This is a genomic window from Nocardia pseudovaccinii NBRC 100343, from assembly GCF_001613225.1.
Classification (GTDB): domain Bacteria; phylum Actinomycetota; class Actinomycetes; order Mycobacteriales; family Mycobacteriaceae; genus Nocardia; species Nocardia pseudovaccinii.
The window spans coordinates 1-18588 of the sequence record NZ_BDBY01000384.1 but is presented as its reverse complement, the minus strand read 5'-3'; the positions used below and the strand labels follow the sequence as shown (position 1 = coordinate 18588).

The window sequence follows — 18588 nt, the reverse complement described above, 5'->3', positions numbered from 1 at the left end:
AACCCCGATGCCGCGCGGCACGGGCGGTTCGCGCTGCGGCTGACGCTGCGCGCCGCCCGCATTCTCGTCGCCGCCGCGGCACTGGCCGCCGCCATGATCCTGTCCGCCTGTGGTAACTCCGATCCGCTTGCGGCCAAGGGCAATTGCGAGGGCGACGGGCTGACCGTCGGCTCGGCGAACTTCCCGGAATCGGAAACGGTTGCGAATATCTACGCGGAAGCGTTGCGCGCCAACGGATTCAATGTCGACACCAAACTCAATATCGGTAGCCGCGAAGCGTATATCCCGGCGCTGCGCCAGTGCGCGATCTCGGTGATTCCGGAGTACAACGGCAACCTGTTGCAGTACCTGGACAAGAACGCCACCGCGGCAAGCTCAGCCGATATCGACGCCGCCCTCACCACGGCACTCGGTTCCGATCTCGCCGTCGGCACCCCGGCCCCGGGCCAGGACTCGGACGCGGTCGTGGTCACCAAGGCCACCGCGGAGCGCTGGAACCTGCACAGCATCGCCGATCTGGCCGCACATTCGGCCGAGGTGAAATTCGGTGCGCCCGCCGAATTCCAGGAGCGCGCGGGCGGTCTGCCCGGCCTTAAGAAGAACTACAACCTGGATATCGCCGCGAACAATTTCGTGCCGATCGCCGACGGCGGCGGACCCGCGACGGTGCGCGCGTTGGTCGAGGGCGCGGTGACCGCGGCCAATATCTTCACCACCTCCCCGGCGATCGCGCAGAACAATCTGGTGGTCCTGGAGGATCCGAAGCACAACTTCCCCGCCCAGAACGTGGTGCCGCTGTTCAACTCGGCCAAGAAGACCGATAAGGCGCTCGCCGCGCTCAACGCGGTCTCCGCGAAACTCACCACCGGCGAACTGCTGAAGCTCAACGAGGCGGTCTCCGGAAGCAGTAAGACCGAACCCAAGGCCGCAGCACAACAATGGGTCGCCGCCCAAGGGCTGAACAAGCCCACCGGGTAGGAGCCAGCGTGTCCGATATCGAATTCAGCCGTATCAGCAAGACCTATCCGGATGGCACGCACGCCGTCTCCGAACTCGATCTACGCATCGAATCCGGTTCGTTCACCGTCTTCGTCGGACCGTCGGGCTGTGGCAAGACCACCTCGATGCGCATGATCAACCGGATGATCACACCCAGTTCGGGCACCATCACCGTTGGCGGCGCGGATATTTCGACGGTGAATCCGGTCGAGCTGCGGCTCGGTATCGGATACGTGATCCAGAGCGCCGGACTCCTGCCGCATCGCACCGTCATCGACAATGTCGCGACCGTGCCTGTGCTGCAAGGAGTTCGGCGTCGCGCGGCCCGAGCGGCGGCACTCGAGGTGCTGGACCGGGTCGGGTTGGACCGATCCCTGGCCAACCGGTATCCCGCCCAGCTCTCCGGCGGACAGCAGCAGCGCGTCGGAGTGGCCAGGGCGCTGGCCGCGGATCCGCCGGTGCTTTTGATGGACGAACCGTTCAGCGCGGTCGATCCGGTGGTGCGCGAGGAGTTGCAGGCCGAAATGCTGCGGCTGCAAGCCGAATTGCGCAAGACCATCGTCTTCGTCACCCATGACATCGATGAGGCGGTGAAGCTCGGCGACCGGATCGCGGTGTTCGGACCGGGCGGCGTCCTCCAGCAATACGACGAACCACAGCGCGTGCTGGCCGCGCCCGCAACAGATTTCGTGGCGGGCTTCGTCGGACGTGATCGCGGCTATCGCGCGCTGTCGTTCCGCAGCGCGGATAGCCTGACACTGCACGAGATCCACACCGCAACCGAACCCGAACTCACCGAATTGCGGCTGGACCGCGGCGAATGGGTATTGGTGGTCACCGATTCCGGTGTTCCGCGCGGGTGGATCGACGTCACCGGCGTAGAGAGCATTCGGGCCGGGCGGGCATTGCACGACAGCATCGCCGCGGGTGGCTCGCTCTTCCCGCCGGACGGCGACCTCCGGCAGGCACTGGACGCGGCGATCTCCTCACCGTCGGGAATCGGTGTCGCCGTTGACGATTCCGGTGCGACTCGCGGCGGTATCCGGGCTCCCGAGGTACTCGAACAACTCGCCGGGCAGCGCACGGTGGAGGACGACGAGCGCAATCGGCATTTCTTCGAAACCGAAAACGCATGAAGTATCTGATCGACAACTTCTCCGAGATCATGGGTTTCACCAAGACCCATCTGTATCTCGCGTTGGTGCCGCTACTGCTCGGGCTGATCATCGCGATTCCGGTGGGTGCGTTGGTGCGCCGGATCTCCTGGCTGCGGCGCGTCACGGTGACGGCGGCCAGCCTGTCGTACACCATTCCATCGCTGGCTCTGTTCGTGATCATTCCGCCGCTCGCCGGGATTTCGACCATCGATCCGGTGAATGTGATCATCGCGCTCACCGTGTATTCGACGGCGCTGCTGGTGATCGCGGTGCCGACGGCACTGGATTCGGTGTCGCCCACCGTCATCGATGCCGCCGACGCCGTCGGCTTCAGTTCGCTGCGGCGCACCGTGACCGTCGATATGCCTTTGGCCATACCGGTTTTCGTCTCCAGCCTGCGCGTTGTGGTGGTCACGAATATCGCCATGGTTTCGGTCGGCGCGCTGATCGGTGTCGGCGGGCTCGGCAAACTCTTCACCCAGGGCTATCAGCGCGACTACCCGGACGAGATCATCGCGGGCATCATTGTGACGCTGGCGCTGGCCCTGATCTTCGACCGCCTGGTGTACGCCATCGGACGCTGGGCGACCCCGTGGACGCGCGCGGACACCAGGACGGCGAAAGGCGCTGCGGCATGAACCTTTTCATCGATGCCTGGCACTACTTCACCGACAGCGCGAACTGGAGCGGCCCGGCGGGCATCCAGCACCGCATCGCCGAGCACCTCTGGTACAGCTTCCTGACCGTCGTCGTCTCCGCGGCCGTCGCGCTTCCGCTCGGGCTGGTGATCGGGCACACCCGTCGCGGTTCCGCACTGCTGGTCGGATTCGCCAATGCCATGCGCGCCCTGCCCACCCTGGGCCTGCTGACCTTCCTGGTGCTCGGCCTCGGACTCGGCCTGATTCCGCCGCTGCTCGCACTCGTCACGGTCGGCATTCCGCCGCTGCTGGCCGGTGCCTACGCCGGAATCGCCAATGTTTCGGCCGATGTCGTGGACGCCTCACGCGCCATGGGCATGACCGAGCGCCAGATCCTGTTCCGCGTCGAGGTCCCCAACGCGCTGCCGATCCTGCTCACCGGCCTGCGCGGGGCCACCCTGCAGGTCATCGCCACCGCCACCATCGCCGCCTTCGTCAACCTGGGCGGTCTGGGCCGCTATATCTTCGACGGCATCGCCGTCTACCGCTACGACCGGGTGCTCGTGGGCGCCCTGCTGGTCGCGGTCCTCGCCATGGTGATGGACGGCCTGCTGGCTTTCGCGGTCTGGGCCAGCGCACCCGGCACGGGTCGCGTGCGCCGCCCCGCTCAGCTGCCCGTCACCCCTGCCGGAATCCTGCAGGCGGCGGACTAGCGCTCAGGCATAGGGATCGGTGATCTCGCGCAACAGAGCCAACGTCTCGCGCAACTGCCGCATGCGCTGCGCACCGAGGTGCGTCGCCCACTCGGCCTCGATCCGGGCGGCGACGGAGTTCGCGTACGCCGCCATCTTCGCTCCGCGTTCGGACAGCACGACCAACCGTGCCCGACCGTCGCGCGGATCCGGCACGCGCCGCACATAGCCGGTGCGCTCGAGCTGATCGACCAGGAATCCGGCGGTCTGCTTGGTGACCTGGGCCTGCTCGGCCAATTCGGTCAGGCGGCTGCCATCGGGACCGATGCGCGCCGCGAGCCGCCCCTGGGCGACCGTGACGTCGTCGTATCCGGACTCGGCGAGATCGGCGAAGATCCGGTCCTCCATCGATCGGTGCGCGATGAACATCAACAGGCCCACATTCATATCGTCGTCGGCCATCCCACTCCTTGACGTTGGTCAGATAAGCTTACTACATTGGTAAGCCTATCTGACCAATCCTACAAGAGGTCCGAAACCCGGGAGCGCACCATGGACCGCGAAACCTGTTGGCAGACCATCGAACAGCAGCGGCGCGCGGTTGCCGACCTGCTGGCCGACCTTTCGGCCGACGAGTGGGAAACACCGTCATTGTGCGCGGGCTGGCGAGTCAAGGAGGTCGCCGCACACATCGCGCTGACACCGCAGCCACCCCCGATCGGCGCCATGCTCGGCACCGGCATCCGCGCGCGCGGCAACTACAACCGGTTCATCGATCACCTCACCAGGCGCTACGCGAAACATTCAGCCGCAGAACTCGTTTCGGCGATCCACGGCAACGCCGGCTCCCGGAGGCTGCCCAAGCTCACCAACTATCGCAATATCCTGTTCGACACAATGGTGCACGGTCAGGACATCGCGATTCCGCTCGGTCGCATGATCGAGATCGAACCGGCGGCCGCGGCGGCCGCGGCCGCCCATGCGGTAACCGTCGGATGGCCGGTATGGGATAAGCACCGCCTCGACGGCATCCGCCTGGTCGCATCCGACGTCGACTGGACGCATGGCAGCGGACCGGAGATCCGCGGCCCGATCACCGCGCTGTTACTCCTGGTCACCGGCCGCACAGCGGCAATGGACCTGCTGACGGGCGACGGCGTCGCGCCGATGACCGCTCGCCTGCGCTGACCGCCCCGGCATTGACCAATGATGTGACATGGGTCACGATGTGACGTGGCCGCAGGAGTTTGCTTCGCGGATGCTAGACGCACGATCGCGGAGCCGAATTCTGCGGGATCACTCATCCGAGACCAGGAGGCGTACCGTGAACAGTCGCTCTATGAAGGCGCGCGACATCATGCACGAAAACGCGGAGTGGATCCCCGCCGACGAAACGCTGGATCGGGCCGCGCAGATGATGCGCAGGCTGGATATCGGCGCACTGCCGATCGGCAGCGACGACCGGCTCGTCGGCATGCTGACCGATCGCGATATCGTCGTGAAATGCATTGCGATGGGCCATGATCCGAGCAAGGTACGGGCCGGGGATCTGGCCGAGGGCACCCCGCGCTGGATATCCGCCGATGCCGATGTCCGCGAGGTGCTGGACATGATGGAGCATGATCGGATCAAACGGCTGCCGGTGATCGACAACAAGAAGCGACTCGTCGGCATGATCTGCGAATCCGATATCGCCAAGAACCTCAGCGACGCCGAAATCGCAGAATTCGTCTCGGCCGTCTTCGTTCCGCACTGATCAACCCGCACAACGCGACACGGGGCTGCTCACCTGAGTGAGCAGCCCCGTATTCGCGGGTCGAAATTACGCGACGCCCTCCGCGCGGGCGGCTGCGGCCACGGCCTCGGCGACGGCCGGGGCGACGCGCGGGTCGAGCGGGCTCGGCACGATCTTGTCCGCGGCGATCTCATCGGCGACCACGCTGAGGATGGCATCGGCGGCGGCGATCTTCATGCCCTCGGTGATGCGGCGCGCGCCCGCGTCCAGCGCGCCCTTGAAGACGCCCGGGAACGCGAGGACATTGTTGATCTGGTTCGGGAAGTCGCTGCGCCCGGTGGCCACGATCGCGGCGTACTTGTGCGCGACATCGGGGTGGATCTCCGGATTCGGGTTCGACATGGCGAACACGATCGACTCCGGCGCCATCGAGGCGATCAGCTCCTCGGCGATGGTGCCCGCGGAGAGTCCGAGGAACACATCGGCGCCGTCCAGCGCCTCGGCCGCGCCCCCGGCGAGCCCGCGGGGGTTGGTGCGCTGCGCCAGTTCGGCCTTCACCTCGTTGAGGTCGCCGCGCTCACGGTTCACGATGCCCTTGGAATCGAGCACGGTCACGTCCTTGACGCCCGCGGCGAGCAGGATATTCGTGCACGCGACACCGGCGGCGCCCGCACCGGACACCACGACCTTCATGCCGTCGATGGCACGACCCTGCACCTTGGCCGCGCCGTTGAGGGCGGCGAGCACCACGATGGCGGTGCCGTGCTGGTCGTCGTGCATGACCGGGCAGTCAAGGGCCTCGATGAGCCGCTGCTCGATCTCGAAGCAGCGCGGCGCCGAGATGTCCTCCAGGTTCACCGCGCCGAAGCTCGGGCGCAGCCGGATGATGGTCTCCACGATCTCGTCGACATCCTTGGTGTCCAGGACGACCGGGATCGAGTTCAGTCCGGCGAACTTCTTGAACAGCGCCGCCTTGCCCTCCATCACGGGCAGCGAGCCGCGCGGACCGATGTCACCGAGACCGAGCACGGCGGTGCCGTCACTGACCACCACGACGAGCCGGTCGGTCCAGGTGTAGCGCTTGCACAGCGCCTCGTCTTCCGCGATGGCCAGGCTGACCTTCGCCACACCCGGGGTGTAGGCGATGGAAAGGTCGCGCTGGGTGTCCAGCGGTGCGGTGAGTTCGACCGAGAGCTTGCCGCCTAGGTGGCCCGCGAAAATTTCTTCCTGGGTGATTTCGGAAAGGCTTGCGGTGGCATTCACTGCGTCAGTCACAGATGACACGATTTCACTCCTGATCGGGTCGGACAAGCCGGGGGGACGGTTACCGCCGGGTACATGGGTATGAGCTGTTTCACACGCTCATCGAGTGCGCTGACCGGGACATTTCGGGTCGAGCCGAGAGCATCGGACATGCGACGATCTACTACCGAAACGTGGCGCGGCACTGATCCGCAGAGCGAAGGTCGGACGGGTGTGTCCGTGCAAAACGTGCGGGAGCGACCTCGGGTCGCGACGGTGCGTCGCGAGGCGGTGATCGCCGTTGTTCCCGAACCCGGCGGTGGCGTAGGCGGGAATCCGTAGCATTCTGCCAGCCCGGAGGACGCATTGCCAAACCGGCGTGTCGTGTTCCGGTCGAGCATCATCTTTCGAGGGTAGGCCGCGGGAATTACCAGGGGGTAAGCAGAAACTCGCAGTTCGGCAGCGGTATCCGGTGAGCTGTCACAACGGGAGCGGATCGGCCGCGGTGAGCTCCGGCCGCGCCGGGGGCTCGGGCATCGTATCGGCAACCCCGGTGCGCACCCACACCGCCTCGAGTCCGCCGGAGGTCAGCCGCACCCGCCAATCCGCCGCTGCGCCTGGATGATCGGTGCGGCGGTGCATTCCGCGACTCTCCGTGCGCGCGAGCGCGCTGTATTTGGTCCAGCGCGCCACCGCGAGCAGCGCCGCCGCCTGCCTGGCGCGCAACCGGTCCACGCCGAAACCGCCGAGATCGAAATCGGCGCCCGGCCACATGGCGTCGAGTTCGCCGATGCTGTCGCGCAGACTTCCGGCGCTGCGCCAGTAGCTGCGCCGCAATGGCAGCGTGTGCTCCTGTACCAGCCCGACCACGGCCCGCGAATCGATGCGGGTCACTGGATTCAGTCCGGCACCGGCCACCTCGCGCACCGGCCCCGTCACGCCGCGCCCACGTGCGAAACGCGCGGCGCCCTTTCCGGCCCACACCCCCGAGGCGATGGCCCATGCTCCACCCTGACCGCCGAAGCCGCTGACCGCGCCGGTGATCGGCTCGCGCGTCATCACATCGCCCGCGCCGTAGAGTCCGGCCACCGTGGTCGCGCAGTCGGTCCCGCCTATGCACAGCCCGCCGGTCCCGCGGACCGTCCCCTCCAGCACCGCACGCAGCGGTACCCGGCGGGTGTGGTCGACCAGCCCCTGTCTGGAGAGCCAACGCCGGACCGGGTACGGCACATCGTCCAGGGCAGCGTAGATCCGGCGACCATCCGCGATCGCGGTGAAGGCCGCCGAGCGATGACCGGTGATCTCCGCACCGGATTCGTCGTAGAGCGTCGCGAAATGCAGTGCCAGCCCGGGAGCGAAGGCGGTGTCTCGGGGCGCGGGCACATCCGGGACCAGACCGTAGGCGGTGGAGAATTCCATGCCCGACAGTTGCGCGCCCGCCTCGGCGGCGAGCAGCAGTCCATCGCCGGTATCCACATCGGTGCCCGCGCCGCCGGAGAGGAAGGCGCAGCCGCCGGTGGCGACGACGACCGCCCCGGCTCGGATGGTCCAGGTCCGAAAGCCGTTGTGCCGCTGCACACCGACCGCACCGGCGACCGCGCCGTCGCGATCGACGAGTAGCTGCAGGGCGGGATGGTGATCGAGAATGCGCACTCCGGCTTCGAGCAGGCTGCGGCGCATCCGGCGCAGATAGCTTGCGCCGTCGAGGCATACGCGCAACGGCGTTGCGCCGTTGCCCTCACCCGGAAACCGATAACCCCACGTCACGAGCTGTTCGACCCGCCGGTGCGTTTCGTCGAGTACGCGCAGCATCCATTCCGGCTCGGCGAGCCCGCCGCCGTGCGCGTACGCGCGCCGCACGGCCTCGTCTCGCGCGGTCCCCGGCGGGATATTCCACAGCGAGGTCGTCCCGGCGGCTGTCGGCCCGCTCGCACCGCAGCGGCTCTTGTCGACGAGCGCCACCCGAGCGCCCGCGGTGGCGGCGGAGATGGCGGCCCAAGTCCCGGCGGGGCCGCCGCCGAGCACGAGCACATCCGTCTCGAATTCCGTCACAAAGAGAAATGTTCGGCCACAATTCACGCAACCGCAACCATTACCGATTTATCAGCCCCACCACTGCGTCCACAGCAATATCCCGGCGACAACAAAAACGACCACCGATCCGGAAAAAGCTGCCAAACCCCGATGACGATCTGAATAAATTTGTGCGCCGAGGCCGATCGCCGAGGCGGCGACATGCCACGTCACCGATTCGCCGCCGGGTCCGGGAAAGCCGCGTCGAGCAGCGATTACCGCGGTACCGATAACGACGACGGCCAGCACGAACATCCCACCGGCCACGATTCCGCTGAGTCCGCGCAGCACTCTCACGAGGCGATCACCGGTACGCCCGTCGCTTTGCCCGCGAGTTCCTCGAATTGCGCGGGGTCGGTGGTGAATTCACCTAGCCGGATGGTTTTGTTGGATCCGTGATAGTCCGACGAACCGGTCGTGATGAGACCGAGTTCCGCGGACAACTCCGTCAGCAACGCGCGATCGGCCGCGGAATGGTCCGGGTGATCGATCTCGAGGCCGCCGAGTCCGAGCGTGGCCAGTTCGCGAATATCGTCGATCGCCAGCAGCCGCCCGCGCTTACGCGCCCGGGTGTGCGCGAGCACGCTGACCCCGCCTGCGGTCGCGATCATTTCGACGGCACGGCGCAGCGGTGTATCCGCCTTCTCCGCATAGTAGGGGCCGTGCGGGGCCAGCAATTCGGTGAAGGCCGCGTCCACGGTCGGCACCACACCGGCCGCGACGAGTGCGCGCGCCAGGTGCGGACGCCCCGCCGACGGTCCGGCCGAGGCCAGGACCGCATCCGGATCGATGGGTAGTCCGTCGTCGCGCATGCGCTCGGCCATCGCGCGCAATCGCTCGACGCGTTCGGCGCGCAGGCGTTCGCGCTCGTCGGCGAAACACCGGTCGGTCGGGTCGAAGAGGTAAGCCAGCAGGTGCACCGGGACCGGCCACCCGTCCTCACCGAGCCCGATACACGACATCTCCATGCCGCGCACCAGCGTCAATCCCTTCGGTAGCGCGTCGACCGCTTCGGCCCACCCGGCGGTGGTGTCGTGGTCGGTGATCGCGACGACGTCCAAGCCGGCCGCTGCCGCGTTCCGGACGAGCTCGGCCGGGGTATCGGTGCCGTCGGACGCGGTCGAATGGGTATGCAGGTCGATGCGCACGCCTTCTTTCATACCGTGCGCTCACCCGGCGCACGCACGCGCACGCGACGTAGCATCGGTCGGTGCCATCAATTCCGCCGCTACCGTCGTTCCGTAGCCAAGGCCGAGCACGTGCCCAAGTGCCTCATATCCCGGTCCCCACCGCGCGTGCGGTGGTCGACTGTGCCGTGTACGTCGACGGCCGACGGCTGCCCGGCCACTTCAGCCATGCGGACGCGATGGCCGAGGTCAGCAATCGGGGAGCCGGATTCGTGTGGGTCGGACTGCACGAGCCGGACCAGTTCCAGATGGCCGATATCGCCAAGGTCTTCGACCTGCACCCGTTGGCCGTCGAGGACGTCGTCCATGGTCATCAGCGGCCGAAGTTGGAACGCTACGACGACACCCTGTTCCTCGTACTGCGCACTGTCAGCTACGTCCCACACGAAATCCATTCGGTCAGTGAGATCGTCGAGACCGGCGACATCATGGTTTTCACCGGACCCAATTTCACGGTGACCGTTCGGCGCGGCGAGCACACCGGACTCGCCGGTGTCCGAAAGGAATTGGAGGATCACCCCGACCAGCTCATGCTCGGTCCCGGTGCGGTGCTGCACGCGGTCGCCGACCACGTTGTGGATTCCTATGTGGCGGTGGCGCAGTCGGTCGAGAACGATATCGATGAGATGGAAGAAGAGGTCTTCACCCCGCGCAGCACGGTGACCATCGAATCGATCTATCAGCTCAAGCGAGAGGTCGTGGAGCTGCGTCGCGCGGTGAACCCGCTCGGCACCGCTCTGGAAGCACTCGGCCGCAACACGACAATGCCATTGCCCAAAGAGATTCGGCGTTATCTACGCGATGTCGGCGACCATCACACCGCGGTGGCCGAGCGGATCAACGATTTCGACGAGGCACTCAGCGCACTGATCACCGCGGCGCTGGCCAAGGTCGGTGTCCAGCAGAATACCGACATGCGCAAGATCTCCGCGTGGGTCGCGATCGCGGCGGTGCCGACGATGATCGCCGGTATCTACGGGATGAATTTCACGCATATGCCGGGGCTGGAGGCAACCTGGGGCTTCTGGCTCGTCATCGTGATCACGCTCGTGATCTGCGCTGGGCTCTACGTCAACTTCCACCGCAACAACTGGCTCTGAAGAACTACAGCGACGCAGCGCCTCTGGCCGGATCGTGCACATCGATCCCGGCCTCGGCCCACGCATCACGCAACGCCTGCGCCCCGCGCACCCGAACCCAGGCCGCCTCGGTCGCGGTCACCGGAACCACCGCGAAATACCGTACGGGTTCGGCGGGTTCGGGCAGCGCGACCTCGGGAATATCGCTGTCCCCCAACAACACCGCGGTGAACGGCGCATCCCGCCACATCGGCTCGCCCAGATCGAGCAGCGCATCGGCTTGCAGCACAACACCTTCCACGGCGGGCGCCGCGACGAGCACGCCGAGGGTGCGGGCGAGTCCGGAACTCGGGCCGACCCCGGCACGCAGCGTCAGCACCAATTCGGCCCGCGGCCCACGCACCGGATCGGCGTGCAGGTCACTGGGATCGCCCATGGGATGACGTGATCCGCCGAGGGTCACGTAGTGCACCAGCTCGTCGCCGGGAATGCGCAGAATCTCGATGGGCTCCAGGCCCAGAAAGGTCACCGACGCGGAGTCGACACCCGTCGAGGCGGCACCGAAGTGATCCAGCACCTCGGTGCGGACCTTGTCCACGACTTCCATGCGCTCAGATCGCCAACCGCGCCAGCATGTCCCGAGCCTGCTCGGCCGACTTCGGGTCACACAGCACGTCATAGCGGCCCGCCACCAACTGCATGGTGGAGGCGAAATCGCGCTGTCCCCTGGTCGCCGCATAGGGGATCGAGGTGGAGATGACGCCGAAGATGATGCCGCCGACCAAGCCGACCAGCACCGGCGCGAAACCGCCGCTGGTGGTGAACAAGCTCAACAGCAGGCCGAGGAACAGGCCGAGCCACGCGCCCGAAACCACCCCGCCGCCGATCACCTTGCCCCAGGTCAGTCGATACAGCACGCGTTCGACCTGCATCAGGTCCACGCCGACGATGGTCACGTCTTGCACAGGGAACTCGTTGTCGGCCAGGAAATCGACCGCTTTCTGAGCCTCGGCATAGGTCGGATACGAGCCGACCGGCCAGCCCGATGGCGGCGTCGGCAGGCCCTGCCGCCCGCGATTCGAGTTCCCCAAGGGATTCGTCATATCTCTATTCTGCTATTCCGAACCGGAGTTCGGGGGTGTGAAACGCGTGGTCCTCGTCATCCCCGCAGCTCGGCCCTTATCAGCGATTACCTGAGCCATCTTGGCGCTTGCCTCATCGATCATTTCGTCGCCGAGCATTACCGCTCCGCGCGCACCGCCCTTTTCCGAGGTGTGGAAGGCGTAGGCATCCAGAATCAGCTCGGCGCGATCGTAATCGGCCTGGCGCGGACTGAAGATCTCGTTCGCGGCCTCGATCTGTCCGGGATGCAACACCCATTTACCGTCGAAACCGAGCGCCGCGGTGCGCCCGGCCGCTCTGCGGAATCCATCGATATCCCGAATTTGCAGGTAGGGCCCGTCGATCGCCTGCAGGCCGTGCGCGCGGGCGGCGAGCAGGATGGTCATCAGAATGTGGTGGTAGGCATCGCCGGTGTCATAGCCCTCGGGCTGTTCGCCGACCACCAGCGTGCGCATATTGATGCTGGCCATGAAGTCGGCCGGGCCGAAGACCAGAGTCTGCACCCGCGGGCTCGCGGTAGCGATCTCATCGATATTGCGCAATCCCGAGGCGTTCTCGATCTGCGGTTCGATACCGATCCGCCCGACCTGGAGCCCGCTGGCCTTCTCCAATTGCGTGAGCAGCAGGTCCAGTGCCTGCACCTGACCCGAATCGGTCACCTTCGGTAGCAGAATCGCGTCCAGTGCCGCGCCCGCGCCCTCGACCACGGTGATCACGTCGGCGTAGGTCCACTGGGTGGTCCAATCGTTGACCCGCACCACCCGCAGCTGATCGCCCCAGCCGGTGTCGTTCAGCGCGGCCACGATATTCGCGCGGGCCTCGGCCTTGGCGGCGGGCGCGACCGCGTCCTCCAGATCGAGAAATACCTCGTCGACTGGCAAGCCCTTGGCCTTATCGATCATCTTCTTGCTGCTACCGGGGCAGGCGAGCACCGAGCGGCGCGGCTTCATGATCACTCCCGTCGATCGTGGCATGGTGTGAGTACCGTTCCGCGAACCCTCTAACCTGACAGCCATGGCAGCAACCAGGGTGTACGTCGCCAGGCTCGCCGGACTGGTGGTACTCGGCCCGGACGGCGAGTCTATCGGCCGCATCCGCGACGTCGTCGTGGCCGTCCGCTACGACCGCCAGCAACCCCGGGTGCACGGCCTGGTTGTCGAATTGCCGACCCGGCGCCGAATATTCGTACCGATGCTGCGGGTGACCACGATCGAACCCGGTGTCGTCGCGCTCAATACCGGCACGGTGAGCCTGCGCCGCTTCACCCAGCGTCCGGGCGAGATGCTCGCCCTCGCGCAGATCGTGGATTCTTCGGTGCGCGTTCATGATCCGGATCTGCTCGACCTCGCGGATGTCGATGTGCTCGTGGTCGATCTGGGCATCGAACAGACCCGGACCAGGGACTGGCGGGTCACCAGGGTCGCGGTGCGCGGACATCGCAGGCTCGGCCGCCGCCGGACCGTGCACGTAGTGGACTGGATGCAGGTCAGCGGGCTGACGCCGTACGAGATCGGCAGGCCGGGCCAGGACGTCACCCAACTGCTCGAGCAGTTCGAGGGCCTGCGTCCCGCCGACGTCGCGCACATGCTGCGCGAACTTCCCGAGAAGCGGCGCATCGAGGTGGCGATCGCACTCGACGACGAGCGACTCGCCGACGTCGTGCAGGAACTCCCCGACGACGATCAGGTCGATCTACTCGGCCACCTCGAGGTGCGCCGGGCCGCCGACGTGCTCGAGGCGATGGATCCCGACGACGCCGCCGACCTGCTCGGCGAACTGCCGAAGGGCGAGCGGGAATCGCTACTGGCACTGATGGATCCGGAGGAGTCAGAACCCGTCCGCAGGCTGCTGGAGCACTCCCCCGATACCGCGGGTGGTCTGATGACACCGAAACCGGTGGTCCTGACCCCGGCCACTACCGTCGCCGAAGCGCTTGCCCGAGTGCGCAATCCGGATCTGACACCCGCGCTGGCCACCATGGTGTTCGTGGTGCGGCCGCCGACCGCAACGCCGACCGGCCGCTTCCTCGGCTCGGTGCATTTGCAGCGACTGTTGCGCGAACCCCCGGCACACCTGGTCGGCGGCATCCTCGACACCGATCTGGCTCCGCTGCGGCCCGATGCCCCGCTCGGTGCGGTGACCCGTTATTTCGCCACCTACAACCTGGTCTGCGGTCCGGTAGTGGACGAGGAGAACCATCTGCTCGGCGCGGTCAGTGTGGACGACGTGCTCGATCATCTACTACCGGAAGATTGGCGCGAGCAAGAAGATACGGCCCACGACGCGGTCGCGGGGCACGAGGGGGTAACCGATGCCGAGTGAGAAGAATCCGGCGCGCCAGCGCCTGGAGACGCCGGTGGAATCGCGGTTCCGCTTCGACTACGACGCCGAGGCGCTGGCCCGCTCCAGCGAGCGAGTCGCCCGATTCCTCGGCACCGGACGCTATCTCGCGATCCAGACGATTGTGGTGATCGTCTGGATCCTGTTGAACGTCTTCGTGATCGCGCTGCGCTGGGATCCATATCCGTTCATCCTGCTCAATCTCGCGTTCTCGACCCAGGCCGCCTATGCCGCGCCGCTGATCCTGTTGGCGCAGAACAGACAAGACAATCGCGACCGCGTATCGCTGGAGGAGGATCGCACCAGGGCCGCCCAGACCAAGGCCGATACCGAATTCCTCGCCCGCGAGCTCGCGGCGCTGCGGATCGCGGTCGGCGAGGTTGCTACGCGCGACTACTTGCGCAGGGAATTGGAGGAAATGCGAGAGGTGCTGGACCGGATCGAAGCCGCGCGGACACCGGATTCCGAGTCGAGCCCCGATAAACCGTCGAAGGCCAATCGCAAGAAAAGCTCCGGCAGAAAGCCGGGCACAGTTCAGGTTTCACCGCCAGTTGCTGACGATTGACAGGAAATGCTCTACAAGGTTGTGACCCACGGGTAACCTGGACGACGTTGTCCCGAGCGGACGGGCAGGGGATGTCCCGGACAGGCGCTCTCACGACGTAGAGGATTGGTGTGGCCGAATGCGAATCTCTGCTCCGATAACCGTCTCGGCCCTGGTCGTCGCAGGTCTTGTGGCCACCGGCTCGGGTACCAACACCACACAATCCACCACTCCCGATACCGCGCCCGAGGCTTTGCTCGCGGCGTCGAGCGGCCCGTCCGCCGCCGACGGAACATCCGGCAACACCAGCGAAGGCGCATTGTCCCGGACAGTTGGTCTCCTTCCGGTAACGCCGGAGGCTCCCCGCAAACTTCGAGCAATGACTCCGCTTGCTGACGGCACCCCCCTGTTCGCGGGTTCGGTGCCGTTGCACGACATCGCCCTGCCCGCCACCGGCGGCGCGCTCGGGATCCCGGAAATCGTGCTCGCGGCCTATCGCAATGCCGAACTCGCGCTGGAATCCTCGACGCCCGGCTGCGGTCTGTCGTGGAGCCTGCTCGCCGGGATCGGGCGGATCGAATCGCTGCACGCGGGCGGCGGACGCACCGACGCCGCGGGCACCACCGTCACGCCGATCTTCGGACCCGCGCTGGACGGGTCGCTGCCGGGCAACGAAGTGATCAAGGCCGCCGACGGCAGTGCGGTGCGCGCGATCGGGCCGATGCAGTTCCTGCCCAGCACCTGGAGCCGGTACGCCGCCGACGGCAACGGTGACGGAATCGCCGACCCGCACAATGTCTTCGACGCCTCGCTCGCCGCAGGCAATTACCTGTGCTCGGGCGGGTTGAACCTGCGCGATCCGCAGCAGGAACTGCGCGCGGTGCTGCGCTACAACAACTCGCTCGCTTACGCCGCCAATGTGCTGAGCTGGTCGGCGGCCTACCGTACCGGCGGCACCCCGAGCCAGGTGAACATCTCCCCCGATCTCATCCCGCCGGGTACCGCGCCGATCACGGCAGGCCCGGACATGTTGGCCGCCTCCGCATCGGCACCGACGACCACCGCCAAGCCCGAACTGCCGCCGAATACGGTGACCATCCCGGCGCCGACCGAGGTGATGATCACCATCCCCGGGCTGCCACCGATCCCCTGCGGCATCTTCTGCCCGCGGCCGGTACCCAAGCCGCCGTGCGATCCACAGCAGGTGGCGCCGGCGCAGCTGCCCGCACCCGGCGATCCGGCACAGTCGCCCATCGCACCGGCACAGACCTATGGTGCGGCGGAAAACGGCGAGCCGAAGGATCCGCGGCAGCAAGACCAGCAGCACCCGAATCAGCAGCAACCCGCCAATTGCACTCCGGCCCAACCTGATGCGCCCCAGCCCGGTGCGGCCCAGCCCGCGCCCAATGCTCAGGCCCCCGCGCAATCGCCGGGCGAAACGCCGCAGAACTCACCGGAGAAGACGCCGGAGCCCGGCGTGGCCGAAGCGCCGGAGCCGCCCCAGACCGAAGCAGCCACCCCGCCGCCCGCACCGGGCATCACGCTCCCGTTCGGCATCGTGATCCCGCTGCCCGCCCCAGCACCGGCCCCGCAGGGCTGAGACCAGGCCTGATATCGAACAGATGACGCCACACCGAGACCCGATAACGAAGCAGTAACAAAAAGGTCTCGAATGCGGTACCCTCTACTTCGTCCATCACGAAGGGCTCGTTATCGAGTCAATTGGAGGGTCACCGCACAGTGGGGCGTCACCGAAAGCAGTCGCCTGCGACGATCAAGCGCAGCTCCGTAATCGCATTGACCGGATTGGTCCCCGCTGGACTCGTGGCCGTCGCCGCGTCCGCAGGCACCGGCGATCCGACCGCATCGTCTGTCCTGCAACACATTCCGGGGGACGATCAAGACGACCAGGCGGCCAGACTTTCGGTCGCCGCGGAACCGGCGGCGACCGAATTCGTCGCGAACGCAATGGCAAAGCAGGCACCGAGTGCGCCGCCGATCGTGAAAACCGTTGCGCTGCCGGATGGTAGGCAACCGGCCGCACTGCCAGCCGGTCCGCTCGGCATTCCCGGTGTGGCCGTCGCGGCTTATCAGAACGCCGAAAACATACTCGCCGCGGAGAATCCGGTCTGCGGAATGCCGTGGTCTATGCTCGCCGGCATCGGGCGGGTCGAATCGACGCACGCCTTCGGCGGTAAGGCCGACGCGGACGGCAATCCGCTGACACCGGTCTACGGTCCGGTGCTCGACGGCAGCCTCGCGGGCAACCACGTCGTTCGCGATACCGACGGCGGCGCGCTGGACGGACTCAGCGGATACGACCGCGCCATCGGCCCGATGCAGTTCCTGCCGGAGACCTGGAAGCGCTACGGCGCCGACGGCAACGGCGACGGCATCGCCGATCCGCAGAATCTGTTCGACGCGGCACTGACCGCGGGCAGGTATCTGTGCGACGGCGGGTTGAATATGCGCGATCTCACCCAGCAGACCCGGGCGATCCTGCGCTACAACAACTCCATGGCCTATGTCGCGAATGTGATGGCGTGGGCCGGGTCCTATGCCTCCGGCATCGCACCTAAGCCCGGCGACCTGCCGCGAATCTGAGACAACGTAAAATTCATGTCATGCCAGTGGTAACGGAAACGGATGTGCGGGGAGCCCTCGCGAAGGTCGACGACCCGGAGATCCGCAAACCGATCACCGAACTGGGCATGGTGAAGAGCATCGCGATCGGTGCCGATAGCAATGTCCATATCGAGGTCTACCTGACGACGGCGGGCTGCCCGCTGCGCACCGAGATCACCCAGCGGGTCACCAAGGCGGTGGCCGACGTCGCGGGCGTCGGCGCGGTCACGGTCGACCTCGATGTGATGAGCGATGAGCAGCGCACGAATCTGCGTAAGCAGTTGCGCGGCGACTCCGCCGATCCGGTCATCCCGTTCGCCCAGCCCGGTTCGCTCACCCGCGTCTATGCGGTGGCCTCCGGTAAGGGCGGCGTCGGAAAGTCCAGTGTCACGGTCAATCTCGCCGCCGCGATGGCCGCGCGCGGTCTCTCGGTTGGTGTGCTCGACGCGGACATCTACGGCCACTCGATTCCACGGATGCTCGGTACCGACGCGCGACCGACTCAGGTCGAGCGGATGATCATGCCGCCGCAATCACACAATGTGAAGCTGATCTCCATCGCGCAGTTCACCCAGGGCAATACGCCGGTGGTGTGGCGCGGTCCGATGCTGCACCGGGCGTTGCAGCAGTTCCTTGCCGATGTGTTCTGGGGCGATCTCGATGTGCTACTGCTGGATCTGCCGCCCGGCACCGGCGACGTCGCGATCTCCATCGCACAGCTGATCCCGAACGCGGAGATTTTGGTCGTCACCACCCCGCAACCCGCCGCCGCCGAGGTCGCCGAACGCGCCGGTGCGATCGCGCTGCAGACCCGGCAGCGGATCGCGGGCGTCATCGAGAATATGTCCTGGCTCGATCTGCCCGACGGCACCCGGATGGACCTCTACGGTTCCGGTGGCGGCCAATCCGTCGCCGACCGTCTGACCCGGGCCGTCGGGGCGAATGTGCCACTGCTGGGCCAGATTCCGATCGAGCAGGAGTTGCGCGAGGCAGGCGACGAGGGCACCCCGATCGTATTGCGCGATCCGGAGAATCCGGCCGCCAAGGCACTGCTCGACGTCGCCGACAAACTCGCAGTGCGCCGCCGCGGGCTCGCGGGCATGTCACTCGGAATCGACACAACGCGCCACCTGTAACCGCGGGCCGCACGGCTGA

20 protein-coding genes are annotated in these 18588 nt (G+C 66.5%); 12 read left to right on the top strand and 8 right to left on the bottom strand.

Translation table 11 applies throughout. The features are described from left to right. Positions 1–45 precede the first annotated feature (45 nt). From NP3_RS41605 to NP3_RS41590, 4 genes are read left to right on the top strand one after another with little or no spacing between them, the layout of a single operon-like run. Positions 46–978 (top strand): ABC transporter substrate-binding protein, encoded by a 933-nt coding sequence (locus NP3_RS41605; RefSeq protein ID WP_373864828.1) that lies wholly within the window; start codon positions 46–48, stop codon positions 976–978. Further along, positions 939–2135: an ABC transporter ATP-binding protein gene (locus tag NP3_RS41600; protein WP_084509617.1), complete on the top strand. Its 1197-nt coding sequence runs from the start codon at positions 939–941 to the stop codon at positions 2133–2135. Before NP3_RS41605 ends, NP3_RS41600 begins: the two co-directional genes overlap by 40 nt. Beyond that, positions 2132–2794, top strand: coding sequence for an ABC transporter permease (locus NP3_RS41595; protein WP_063047193.1), 663 nt, complete (start codon positions 2132–2134; stop codon positions 2792–2794). Before NP3_RS41600 ends, NP3_RS41595 begins: the two co-directional genes overlap by 4 nt. Then, entirely contained in the window at positions 2791–3507 is a 717-nt protein-coding gene (locus NP3_RS41590) for an ABC transporter permease (RefSeq protein WP_063047213.1), read from the top strand. The genes NP3_RS41595 and NP3_RS41590 overlap by 4 nt, the downstream gene beginning before the upstream one ends. Positions 3508–3510: 3 nt before the next feature. On the opposite strand, the gene NP3_RS41585 is transcribed toward NP3_RS41590, so the two are convergent. Next, a complete protein-coding gene (locus NP3_RS41585) occupies positions 3511–3948 on the bottom strand; it encodes a MarR family winged helix-turn-helix transcriptional regulator (RefSeq protein WP_063047192.1) in 438 nt (145 codons plus the stop codon). A 90-nt stretch (positions 3949–4038) separates the two neighbouring features. On the opposite strand from NP3_RS41585, the gene NP3_RS41580 reads away from it, so the two are divergent. Together NP3_RS41580 and NP3_RS41575 are read left to right on the top strand one after the other, a co-directional pair. Further along, the gene (locus NP3_RS41580; RefSeq protein ID WP_063047191.1) at positions 4039–4674 is read left to right on the top strand and encodes a maleylpyruvate isomerase family mycothiol-dependent enzyme; all 636 of its coding nucleotides are present in this window, start codon (positions 4039–4041) and stop codon (positions 4672–4674) included. 151 nt (positions 4675–4825) lie between these two features. Continuing rightward, a complete protein-coding gene (locus NP3_RS41575) occupies positions 4826–5242 on the top strand; it encodes a CBS domain-containing protein (RefSeq protein WP_063047190.1) in 417 nt (138 codons plus the stop codon). Positions 5243–5308: 66 nt separating this feature from the next. Here the strand turns inward: NP3_RS41575 and NP3_RS41570 are convergent, their stop codons facing one another. The 4 genes from NP3_RS41570 to NP3_RS41555 all read right to left on the bottom strand — a co-directional run bounded on the left by NP3_RS41570 (position 5309) and on the right by NP3_RS41555 (position 9684). Then, positions 5309–6505 carry an NAD(P)-dependent malic enzyme gene (locus NP3_RS41570; RefSeq protein WP_063047189.1) on the bottom strand — a complete coding sequence of 399 codons (1197 nt, stop codon included), beginning with the start codon at positions 6503–6505 and terminating at the stop codon, positions 5309–5311. A gap of 438 nt (positions 6506–6943) precedes the next feature. After that, positions 6944–8515: an FAD-dependent oxidoreductase gene (locus NP3_RS41565; protein WP_063047188.1), complete on the bottom strand. Its 1572-nt coding sequence runs from the start codon at positions 8513–8515 to the stop codon at positions 6944–6946. Positions 8516–8566: 51 nt separating this feature from the next. Further along, positions 8567–8791: a hypothetical protein gene (locus NP3_RS41560; RefSeq protein WP_245721329.1), complete on the bottom strand. Its 225-nt coding sequence runs from the start codon at positions 8789–8791 to the stop codon at positions 8567–8569. 38 nt (positions 8792–8829) lie between these two features. Then, positions 8830–9684, bottom strand: a complete 855-nt coding sequence (locus tag NP3_RS41555; RefSeq protein ID WP_063047212.1) for a PHP domain-containing protein — start codon at positions 9682–9684, stop codon at positions 8830–8832. A 62-nt stretch (positions 9685–9746) separates the two neighbouring features. Here NP3_RS41555 and NP3_RS41550 point away from each other — a divergent pair, with 62 nt between their 5' ends. After that, entirely contained in the window at positions 9747–10823 is a 1077-nt protein-coding gene (locus NP3_RS41550; protein WP_373864826.1) for a magnesium and cobalt transport protein CorA, read from the top strand. A gap of 4 nt (positions 10824–10827) precedes the next feature. Here the strand turns inward: NP3_RS41550 and NP3_RS41545 are convergent, their stop codons facing one another. Genes NP3_RS41545 through NP3_RS41535 form a run of 3 tightly spaced genes read right to left on the bottom strand, consistent with a single transcriptional unit; the run spans position 10828 to position 12874 of the window. Then, positions 10828–11409: a suppressor of fused domain protein gene (locus NP3_RS41545; protein ID WP_084509616.1), complete on the bottom strand. Its 582-nt coding sequence runs from the start codon at positions 11407–11409 to the stop codon at positions 10828–10830. A 4-nt stretch (positions 11410–11413) separates the two neighbouring features. Then, positions 11414–11905 carry a YflT domain-containing protein gene (locus NP3_RS41540; RefSeq protein WP_063047186.1) on the bottom strand — a complete coding sequence of 164 codons (492 nt, stop codon included), beginning with the start codon at positions 11903–11905 and terminating at the stop codon, positions 11414–11416. Positions 11906–11917: 12 nt separating this feature from the next. Continuing rightward, a complete protein-coding gene (locus NP3_RS41535) occupies positions 11918–12874 on the bottom strand; it encodes an HpcH/HpaI aldolase/citrate lyase family protein (protein WP_084509619.1) in 957 nt (318 codons plus the stop codon). Between the two features lie 64 nt (positions 12875–12938). Here NP3_RS41535 and NP3_RS41530 point away from each other — a divergent pair, with 64 nt between their 5' ends. The 5 genes from NP3_RS41530 to NP3_RS41510 all read left to right on the top strand — a co-directional run bounded on the left by NP3_RS41530 (position 12939) and on the right by NP3_RS41510 (position 18569). Further along, positions 12939–14246 carry a magnesium transporter MgtE N-terminal domain-containing protein gene (locus tag NP3_RS41530; protein WP_063047184.1) on the top strand — a complete coding sequence of 436 codons (1308 nt, stop codon included), beginning with the start codon at positions 12939–12941 and terminating at the stop codon, positions 14244–14246. Continuing rightward, positions 14236–14829: a DUF1003 domain-containing protein gene (locus NP3_RS41525; protein ID WP_063047183.1), complete on the top strand. Its 594-nt coding sequence runs from the start codon at positions 14236–14238 to the stop codon at positions 14827–14829. Before NP3_RS41530 ends, NP3_RS41525 begins: the two co-directional genes overlap by 11 nt. A 118-nt stretch (positions 14830–14947) precedes the next feature. Then, entirely contained in the window at positions 14948–16408 is a 1461-nt protein-coding gene (locus NP3_RS41520) for a lytic transglycosylase domain-containing protein (RefSeq protein ID WP_063047182.1), read from the top strand. Between the two features lie 140 nt (positions 16409–16548). Further along, on the top strand, positions 16549–17412 hold the full coding sequence (locus NP3_RS41515; protein WP_063047181.1) for a lytic transglycosylase domain-containing protein: 864 nt from the start codon (positions 16549–16551) through the stop codon (positions 17410–17412). A gap of 20 nt (positions 17413–17432) precedes the next feature. Further along, positions 17433–18569, top strand: a complete 1137-nt coding sequence (locus tag NP3_RS41510) for an Mrp/NBP35 family ATP-binding protein (RefSeq protein WP_063047180.1) — start codon at positions 17433–17435, stop codon at positions 18567–18569. Positions 18570–18588 lie beyond the last annotated feature (19 nt).

Coding starts and splice junctions, on each gene's coding strand:
- NP3_RS41600 (WP_084509617.1), top strand. CDS start 939: ATGGGTCGCCGCCCAAGGGCTGAACAAGCCCACCGGGTAGGAGCCAGC.
- NP3_RS41595 (WP_063047193.1), top strand. CDS start 2,132: ATGAAGTATCTGATCGACAACTTCTCCGAGATCATGGGTTTCACCAAG.
- NP3_RS41590 (WP_063047213.1), top strand. CDS start 2,791: ATGAACCTTTTCATCGATGCCTGGCACTACTTCACCGACAGCGCGAAC.
- NP3_RS41585 (WP_063047192.1), bottom strand. CDS start 3,948: ATGGCCGACGACGATATGAATGTGGGCCTGTTGATGTTCATCGCGCAC.
- NP3_RS41580 (WP_063047191.1), top strand. CDS start 4,039: ATGGACCGCGAAACCTGTTGGCAGACCATCGAACAGCAGCGGCGCGCG.
- NP3_RS41575 (WP_063047190.1), top strand. CDS start 4,826: ATGAAGGCGCGCGACATCATGCACGAAAACGCGGAGTGGATCCCCGCC.
- NP3_RS41560 (WP_245721329.1), bottom strand. CDS start 8,791: ATGTTCGTGCTGGCCGTCGTCGTTATCGGTACCGCGGTAATCGCTGCT.
- NP3_RS41545 (WP_084509616.1), bottom strand. CDS start 11,409: ATGGAAGTCGTGGACAAGGTCCGCACCGAGGTGCTGGATCACTTCGGT.
- NP3_RS41540 (WP_063047186.1), bottom strand. CDS start 11,905: ATGACGAATCCCTTGGGGAACTCGAATCGCGGGCGGCAGGGCCTGCCG.
- NP3_RS41535 (WP_084509619.1), bottom strand. CDS start 12,874: ATGAAGCCGCGCCGCTCGGTGCTCGCCTGCCCCGGTAGCAGCAAGAAG.
- NP3_RS41530 (WP_063047184.1), top strand. CDS start 12,939: ATGGCAGCAACCAGGGTGTACGTCGCCAGGCTCGCCGGACTGGTGGTA.
- NP3_RS41525 (WP_063047183.1), top strand. CDS start 14,236: ATGCCGAGTGAGAAGAATCCGGCGCGCCAGCGCCTGGAGACGCCGGTG.
- NP3_RS41520 (WP_063047182.1), top strand. CDS start 14,948: ATGCGAATCTCTGCTCCGATAACCGTCTCGGCCCTGGTCGTCGCAGGT.
- NP3_RS41510 (WP_063047180.1), top strand. CDS start 17,433: ATGCCAGTGGTAACGGAAACGGATGTGCGGGGAGCCCTCGCGAAGGTC.